We start from the raw sequence: 8,357 nt of genomic DNA, 5'->3' as shown, positions 1-8,357 counted from the left end.
GTGATCATGTTCTTCACATAGTCGGCGTGACCGGGGCAGTCGACGTGAGCATAGTGACGCGCAGGCGTCTCGTACTCGACATGCGACGTCGAGATCGTGATCCCGCGCGCCTTCTCCTCAGGAGCCTTGTCGATCTGGTCATAAGCCGTAAACGAAGCGCCGCCAGCCTCCGCCAGAACCTTCGTGATCGCAGCCGTCAAAGACGTCTTGCCATGGTCAACGTGACCAATCGTGCCGATGTTGCAGTGCGGCTTCGTGCGGGAGAACTTCTCTTTGGCCATGTCAGCCTCCGTCCGTCAAATCTTGTTCAAGTGTTCGGTTTAAGTCTTTGTCAGCTCAGGCGTACTTGGCCTGGACCTCGGCGGCCACCGCCGAAGGAACCTGCTCATAGTGGTCGAACTGCATGGTGTAGTTGGCACGCCCCTGGCTGAACGAACGCAGCTGGTTGACATAGCCGAACATGTTGGCGAGCGGCACCATCGCGTTGATCACGACGGCGTTGCCACGCATGTCCTGGCCCTGGATCTGACCGCGACGCGAGTTCAGGTCGCCGATGACCGAACCGGTGTAGTCCTCCGGGGTCACGACCTCGACCTTCATGATCGGCTCGAGCAGCACCGCGCCAGCCTTCTGCAGCGCTTCGCGCAGACCGGCACGCGAGGCGATTTCGAAGGCCAGAGCCGACGAGTCGACCTCGTGGAAGGCGCCGTCGGTCAGGGTGACCTTGACGTCGACCACCGGGAAGCCGGCGAGCACGCCGGAGCCGATGACCGAGTTGAGGCCCTTTTCGACGCCCGGGATGTACTCCTTGGGAACCGTTCCGCCGACGATCTTCGACTCGAACTCGAAGCCCTTGCCGGTCTCGTTCGGCTCGACCGTGAACTTGACACGGGCGAACTGGCCGGTACCGCCGGTCTGCTTCTTGTGGGTGTAGTCGACGTCGACCTTCTTGGTGATGGTCTCGCGATAGGCCACCTGCGGCGCGCCGATATTGGCGTCGACCTTGTAGGTACGGCGCAGGATGTCGACCTTGATGTCGAGATGCAGCTCGCCCATGCCCTTGAGAATGGTCTGGCCGCTCTCCTGGTCGGTCGAGACGCGGAAGGACGGATCCTCGTTCGCGAGCTTCGACAGGGCCAGGCCCAGCTTCTCCTGGTCGGCCTTGGACTTCGGCTCGATCGCGATCGTGATGACCGGCTCGGGGAACTCCATGCGCTCCAGGATCACCGCCTTGACGGGATCGCACAGCGTGTCGCCGGTGCGGACGTCCTTGAGGCCGGCCAGGGCGACGATGTCGCCGGCGAAAGCCTCCTTGATGTCCTCACGGTTGTTCGCATGCATCAGCAGCATGCGGCCGACACGTTCCTTCTTGTCGCGCGTCGAGTTGATGACGCTCGCGCCAGCCTCGACCTTGCCCGAATAGACGCGGCAGAAGGTGATGGTGCCGACGAAGGGGTCGTCCATGATCTTGAAGGCGAGCATGGAGAAGGGATCCTCGTCCGTCGGACGACGAACGGTCTCTTCCTCGGTCTTGAAGTCGATGGCCTTGATCTCGCCGCGATCGACCGGCGACGGCAGGAAGTCGACGACGGCGTCGAGCAGCGGCTGCACGCCCTTGTTCTTGAAGGCCGAGCCGCAAAGCACCGGGTGGAACGCACGGCGCTGAACCGCGGTGCGGATCAGCCTGCGCAGCGTGTCGGCGTCCGGCTCGTTGCCTTCGAGATAGGCTTCCATCGCCGCATCGTCCATCTCGACGGCGGCTTCGATCAGCTTGTTGCGGTATTCGGCGGCCTTGTCGGCGAGATCGGCCGGAATGTCGCGCTCGTTATAGGACGCGCCGAGAGCCTCGCCGTCCCAGACGATCGCCTTCATCTTGATCAGGTCGACGACGCCCTGGAAGTCCGACTCGGCCCCGATCGGGATCTGCAGGCAGACCGGCTTGCCGGCGACGCGGTCGATGATGTCCTGGACGCAGCGGAAGAAATCGGCGCCGATCTTGTCCATCTTGTTGACGAAGACGACGCGCGGAACGTCGTACTTGTCGGCCTGGCGCCAGACGGTCTCGGTCTGGGGCTCGACACCCTGGTTGCCGTCGAGCACGCAGACGGCACCGTCGAGCACGCGCAGCGAACGCTCGACTTCGATGGTGAAGTCGACGTGGCCGGGGGTGTCGATGATGTTCAGGCGATTGTCGCGCCAGAAGCAGGTCGTCGCGGCGGACGTGATCGTGATGCCGCGCTCCTGCTCCTGGGTCATCCAGTCCATGGTCGCCGAGCCGTCATGCGTCTCGCCGAGCTTATGGTTCTTGCCCGTATAAAACAGGATGCGCTCGGTCGTCGTCGTCTTGCCCGCATCAATGTGGGCCATGATGCCGAAGTTGCGATAGCTCTCGATGGGGTGGGAACGGGCCATGGAAGTGCTCTGTTTTTCCGGGGTGTCGCGGACGGATTACCAGCGATAGTGCGAGAAGGCGCGGTTGGCTTCCGCCATCCGGTGCGTGTCTTCGCGCTTCTTCACGGCGTTGCCGCGGTTGTTGGCGGCATCCATCAGCTCGGCCGAGAGACGCTCGACCATCGTACGGTCGTTGCGCGCACGGGCCGCGGCGATGAGCCAGCGGATCGCCAGCGCCTGACGACGCTCCGAGCGAACCTCGACGGGGACCTGGTAGGTCGCACCGCCGACGCGGCGGGAGCGAACCTCGATCGCCGGAGCGACGTTCTCGAGAGCGCTCTTGAAGACGGCGAGCGGGTCGCTCTTCATCTTGCCCTCGATGATGTCGAAGGCGCCGTAGACGATGCCTTCGGCCGTCGACTTCTTACCTTCGTACATGACGGAGTTCATGAACTTCGTCAGGATCACGTCGCCATACTTGGCGTCCGGGATGATCTCGCGTTTTTCGGCGCTATGGCGGCGGGACATCGTCTAGTCTCCGGTCAAATCTCTAAACTGCGAACCGGCCGGGCCCCTGCCCCGCCGGTTCGGCACAAATCACTTCGGACGCTTGGCGCCGTACTTCGAACGACGCTGCTTACGGTTCTTGACGCCCTGCGTATCGAGCACGCCGCGCAGGATGTGGTAGCGCACGCCGGGAAGGTCCTTGACGCGGCCGCCGCGGATCATGACGACGGAGTGCTCCTGGAGGTTGTGACCCTCGCCAGGAATGTAACCGATGACCTCGAAGCCATTGGTCAGGCGCACCTTGGCAACCTTGCGGAGCGCCGAGTTCGGCTTCTTCGGCGTCGTCGTATAGACGCGCGTGCAAACGCCCCGCTTCTGCGGGCAATTCTCAAGTGCCGGAGCGGAGTTGCGCGCCTTGACGGGCGAACGCGGCTTGCGGATCAGCTGGCTGATTGTCGGCATTTAAGGCCTCTCGCTCCCCTGAGCGCTTTGAAAAATCTCATGGTCCTTCCGGCGCCGGCGAAGCCATGACACAAACGAAGCCGCGCCATCGGCGCCCTTTAAAGAGGCCTCAGGCGCGTTCGCCATGCAGAGGAACACGGATGACCCGCATTCATGCGTCCTGCCATGTCGTCTATCGACGCTGGAATTCCGACGGAGTTTCGGTCGCGAAATTCGCTCATACTAGGGATGAGCGACAAACGTGTCCGACAACCGTCGACAGTGGCGCGCTTATGACTCAGCCGGAGATTCGCGTCAACCCCGGATTTACGAAGTCTCCGGCCCGTGCATGGCGGACCTGCCTCTACGGCGCCATCGGGCGCGCCGGAGTATCCCGCACCCCCTCGCGAGGGGAGCCTGCCGAGGAACCCTAGCGCAGGAACATCGGGGCCAGCAAGGCCCGCCTTCGTTCTCGCGCCGCTCTCCCGTGTTTTGACCGGCATGGCCATGGACCATGCCTGCTGCCTTGCGGATCCTGCGCAGAGCGCGCCTGTCCGGCGGGCCCGCTTCCGCGTGACCGCCGCCTCTTCAGTCGGCCTGCCCGCCCGCCGGCCCGAGCCGCGCGCCACGCAGCAGACCGACGAGCTCGGCCTGGCGATGCAGGCCGGTCTTGGCCATGACGCGCTTCAATGTCGTGCGTGCCGTCGACTCGGTGACGCCGAGCGTCGCGGCCGCGTCGCGCGGTCGGATGCCGGCGGCGATCAAGGCCGCGAGCTTCGCCTCCGACGGAGTCAGGTCGAACAGGCCCTGGACGACGCTGGCGCTGGGCAGCTCCCCGAGCACGACCGGCGTCACCACCAGGATCGTCGCGGCACGCGTGAAGATGTCATGGGCCGCGCCGCGGATCGGCGAAAGATGCAGGATCAGCGGCGGACGATCGCCCTGCTGCGCGATCGGGATCGAACGCACCGCCGCATCCGCCGGCGCCGAGCCGATCGCCGCGAGCGCAGCGGCGAAGAGTGCGTCCGCCGGTGCGTTGGTCAAGGTCAGACGGGCGATGCGGTCCTGCGCCACCTCCGGCAGCATCGCCGCGAGCAGCGGGTTCATCGCGACGGGCCGCCCGCTGCGATCCAGTACCGCCGCCGGCAACCCCATCGTCTCGAGCGCTTGCGTCGCGCTCCGAGCCCGTTCGAAATCCAGCCGCGCCGAGAGCACCATGGCCCGCGCCAGATGCGGGCGCAGCCCGTCGAGCCGGCGGATCTGCGCCGCATCGACGGGGCCTTCCTTCCATTCGCGTTCGGCGTGCAGGATGAAGGCCTCGCCGCTCGGCGAGACGATCGAGGTCGCGACACCGATGCCGAGGCCGCGCGGCAGCAGGAAATCCGCATAGACCGGCTCCAGCGCCATCTCGTCACTGCTGAAAATGTCGACGTCGCGCAGGAAGCCGGCATGATTGCGCCCGAGCAACCGGGCCGTACGCGCATTGTCGGGGAAGCGCTCGAAATGCGTCGCCACGACCTCGTCGAATTCAGGCGAGGAGGAAATCCAGCGCGCCCGGCCGGCCGCGACCGTGACCAGGACCGCTCCGGCCCCCCGCGTCTGGCTCTGGAACCGTTTCAGGACCCCGGGCCAGAGCTCGGGAACGATTGCCGCCTCATAGAGGCTTTCCAGGAAACGCTCGTCCATTGCCCCAGCCCCACCAGCAGCACATCGCTCGCCCCCCGGCGCGTTTCGCTGCTGGAATCTAGGCAGATCGGTCCCCCGAGCGTCAAGCCAAAGCAGAACGGCCGCCCGAAGGCGGCCGTTCCACATAAGTCGAAGCCTTGAGCCGAGCTTACTCGGCGGCCGGCAGCACCGCGGCCGCGGCCTTGGCCGCCGCATCCGCCTTCTGTCCGACGATCAGATCGTCGCGGCGCGTCGCCACCTGCTTGATGCGGGCGACCTGCGCGCCCGTACCGGCCGGGATCAGCGAGCCGACGATGACGTTCTCCTTCAGGCCCTCGAGCGTGTCCTGCTTGCCGTTGACCGCCGCCTCGGTGAGAACGCGGGTGGTCTCCTGGAAGGACGCCGCCGAGATGAAGGAGCGCGTCTGCAGCGAGGCCTTGGTGATGCCGAGCAGGACCGGAACGCCAGAAGCCGGCTTCTTGCCCTCTTCGCGCATCTTGGCATTGACCTCTTCCAGCTCGATGCGGTCGATCTGGTCGCCGGTCAGGATGTCGGTGTCGCCGCCATCCGTGATCTCGACCTTCTGCAGCATCTGCCGGACGATCACCTCGATGTGCTTGTCGTTGATGCCGACGCCCTGGAGGCGATAGACCTCCTGGATTTCGTTCACCAGATAAGCCGCCAGCTCCTCGACGCCCTTGATCGCCAGGATGTCGTGCGGGGCCGGGTTGCCGTCGAGGATGTAGTCGCCCATCTCGACGACGTCGCCGTCCTGGAGATGGATGTGCTTGCCCTTCGGGATCAGGTATTCGAGCCCATCCGAGCCGTCATGCGGCGTCAGCGTGACGCGCCGCTTGTTCTTGTAGTCCTTGCCGAAGCCGATGACGCCGGCCTTCTCGGCGATGATCGCCGCATCCTTCGGACGACGTGCCTCGAACAGCTCCGCCACCCGCGGCAGACCGCCGGTGATGTCGCGGGTCTTGGCCGAGTCGGTCGAGACACGGGCGAGCACGTCGCCAGCCTTGATCGAGGCCCCCGGCTCCACCGAGATGATGCCGTCGACGGGCAGGATGTAGCGGGCGTCGCCGCCACGCGCCAGCCTGGCGATCTTGCCATCCGGCCCATGCACGGTGAGCGCCGGCTTAAGGTCCGACGTACGGGCCGAGCCGCGCCAGTCGATGACGACGCGCTTGGAGATGCCGGTCGCCTCGTCGGTCGTCTCGGTGATCGACATGCCGTCCACGAGATCCTCGTAGCCGACATTGCCGTCCACTTCCGCCAGGATCGGACGGGAATAGGGGTCCCACTCGATCAGGCGCTGGCCGCGCTTGACCTTGTCGCCCTCGTCGACCCGCAGCTTCGAGCCGAACTGGACGCGGTGCACCGCGCGCTCCGCCCCGTCCGGACCGACGATCACGATGGCGATGTTGCGCGCCATGGCGATCAGGTCGCCGTCGGAGTTCCGCGCAACGTTGCGGTTGCGCATCTTCACGACGCCTTCGAAGTTGGACTCGACGAAGGACTGGTCCGCGATCGTCGCGGCGCCACCGATGTGGAAGGTACGCATGGTGAGCTGCGTGCCCGGCTCGCCGATCGACTGCGCCGCGATGACGCCGACGGCCTCGCCCATGTTGACGGGCGTGCCGCGAGCGAGGTCGCGGCCATAGCAGGTCGCGCAGACGCCGTTCTTGGTCTCGCAGGTCAGCACCGAGCGGATCTTCACCTCCTGGACACCGGCGGCGTTGATCTTCTCGATATGGCTTTCCTCGATCATCGTGCCCTTGGCCACGAGGACGTTGCCGTCGATATCCGTGACGTCCTCCGCCGCCGAGCGGCCGAGGATGCGGATGCCGAGCGACGCCACGACCTGGCCGGCATCGATGATGGCGCGCATCTTGATGCCGTTATCCGAGCCGCAATCCGTCTCGGAGATGATCGCGTCCTGCGCCACGTCGACGAGGCGGCGGGTCAGGTAACCCGAGTTCGCCGTCTTCAGCGCGGTGTCGGCGAGGCCCTTGCGGGCGCCGTGGGTCGAGTTGAAGTACTCGAGAACGTCGAGGCCTTCCTTGAAGTTCGAGATGATCGGGCTCTCGATGATCTCGCCCGACGGCTTGGCCATCAGGCCGCGCATGGCGGCGAGCTGGCGCATCTGGGCCGGCGAGCCACGGGCACCCGAATGGCTCATCATGTAGATCGAGTTGATCGGCTTGTCGCGGCCGTTCTCGTCCTTCTTCACGGTCGAGATGCGGGCCATCATCTCCTGGGCGAGCTTGTCGGAGCACTTCGCCCAGGCGTCGACGACCTTGTTGTACTTCTCGCCCTGCGTGATCAGGCCGTCCTGATACTGCTGCTCGTAATCCTTGGCGAGGACGCGGGTGGTATCGACGATCTCCCACTTGTTCTCGGGGATGACCATGTCGTCCTTGCCGAACGAGATGCCGGCCTTGAAGGCGTGCTTGAAGCCGAGGCCCATGACGCGATCGCAGAAGATCACCGACTCCTTCTGACCGCAGCCGCGATAGACGGCGTCGATCATGTTGGAGATCTCCTTCTTGGTCATCAGCTTGTTGACGACGTCGAAGGACACGGCCGGATGCTCCGGCAGCGCGGTCGAAAGGATCACGCGGCCGGGCGTGGTCTCGTAGATCTTCGTATAGGGGTTGCCGTCCTGGCCGACGCCGGTCCAGCGATATTTGATCTTCGAGTGCAGCGTCACGACCTTCTCGTGCAGCGCGTGCTCGAGCTCGCCGAAATCGCCGAAGATCTTGCCCTGGCCCGGCTCACCATCGGAGATGATCGACAGGTAGTAGAGGCCGAGCACGATGTCCTGCGACGGCACGATGATCGGCAGGCCGTTCGCCGGGTGCAGGATGTTGTTGGTCGACATCATCAGCACGCGCGCTTCCAGCTGCGCCTCGAGCGACAGCGGGACGTGCACGGCCATCTGGTCGCCGTCGAAGTCGGCGTTGAACGCGGCGCAGACCAGCGGGTGCAGCTGGATCGCCTTGCCCTCGATCAGGACCGGCTCGAAGGCCTGGATGCCCAGGCGGTGCAGCGTCGGCGCGCGGTTCAGCAGCACCGGATGCTCGCGGATGACCTCGTCCAGGATATCCCAGACCTCGGGCTTCTCCTTCTCGACGAGCTTCTTGGCCTGCTTGACCGTGGTCGAGTAGCCCTTGGCGTCGAGGCGCGCATAGATGAACGGCTTGAACAGCTCGAGCGCCATCTTCTTCGGCAGGCCGCACTGGTGCAGCTTCATCTCCGGGCCGACCACGATGACCGAACGGCCGGAATAGTCGACGCGCTGGCCGAGCAGGTTCTGGCGGAAACGCCCCTGCTTGCCCTTCAGCATG

6 protein-coding genes are annotated in these 8,357 nt (G+C 65.2%); all 6 read right to left on the bottom strand.

The annotated features are described in order from the left end of the window. Nucleotides 1–281, bottom strand: a 281-nt coding sequence (locus tag J0J10_RS00795; RefSeq protein WP_291644334.1) for a GTP-binding protein, incomplete at its 3' end; no start/stop codon positions are given. Nucleotides 282–336: 55 nt separating this feature from the next. After that, nucleotides 337–2,412 carry an elongation factor G gene (fusA, locus tag J0J10_RS00790; protein ID WP_291642195.1) on the bottom strand — a complete coding sequence of 692 codons (2,076 nt, stop codon included), beginning with the start codon at nt 2,410–2,412 and terminating at the stop codon, nt 337–339. A gap of 36 nt (nt 2,413–2,448) precedes the next feature. Continuing rightward, on the bottom strand, nt 2,449–2,919 hold the full coding sequence (rpsG, locus tag J0J10_RS00785) for a 30S ribosomal protein S7 (RefSeq protein WP_291642193.1): 471 nt from the start codon (nt 2,917–2,919) through the stop codon (nt 2,449–2,451). Nucleotides 2,920–2,988: 69 nt separating this feature from the next. After that, on the bottom strand, nt 2,989–3,360 hold the full coding sequence (gene rpsL / locus J0J10_RS00780; RefSeq protein ID WP_066480217.1) for a 30S ribosomal protein S12: 372 nt from the start codon (nt 3,358–3,360) through the stop codon (nt 2,989–2,991). A gap of 567 nt (nt 3,361–3,927) precedes the next feature. After that, a complete protein-coding gene (locus J0J10_RS00775) occupies nt 3,928–5,025 on the bottom strand; it encodes a helix-turn-helix transcriptional regulator (RefSeq protein ID WP_291644452.1) in 1,098 nt (365 codons plus the stop codon). Between the two features lie 148 nt (nt 5,026–5,173). Then, nucleotides 5,174–8,357, bottom strand: a 3,184-nt coding sequence (locus tag J0J10_RS00770) for a DNA-directed RNA polymerase subunit beta' (RefSeq protein WP_291644450.1), incomplete at its 5' end; no start/stop codon positions are given.

It is taken from the genome of Allobosea sp. (assembly GCF_017308075.1).
GTDB lineage: Bacteria > Pseudomonadota > Alphaproteobacteria > Rhizobiales > Beijerinckiaceae > Allobosea.
The sequence above is the reverse complement of the archived record's forward strand: the minus strand, read 5'-3'. Positions and strand labels throughout refer to the sequence as shown.